The following is a 248-nucleotide window of genomic DNA, read 5'->3' on the forward strand; positions in this document are numbered from 1 at the left end:
CAGGCCGAGTTGCGGCATGTCCAACGAGACGGTGGCCTCCTGGGTGCGGTGCGGGTCGAGGTTGGCGACCACCAGGACCGTGTTCGAACCCTTCCGTTTCGAGTAGGCGATGACCGGCTCCTGGTCCGCCTGGTGGAAGTGGAGGTTCCGCAGCTGGCGCAGCGCCGGATTCTCCCGTCGGATGGTGTTGAGCCGGGTGATCAGGGGGGCGATGCTCTGGCCCCGGCGCTCGGCGCCCTCCCAGTCAC

The 248-nt window shown here is 68.5% G+C and carries 1 pseudogene; it reads right to left on the bottom strand.

Going from position 1 to position 248, the window contains the following annotated elements:
• A pseudogene (locus JL475_RS39535) lies at window positions 1–248 on the bottom strand (alpha-1,4-glucan--maltose-1-phosphate maltosyltransferase); the annotation flags it as partial.

The organism is Streptomyces sp. M2CJ-2 (assembly GCF_016757295.1).
Classification (GTDB): domain Bacteria; phylum Actinomycetota; class Actinomycetes; order Streptomycetales; family Streptomycetaceae; genus Streptomyces.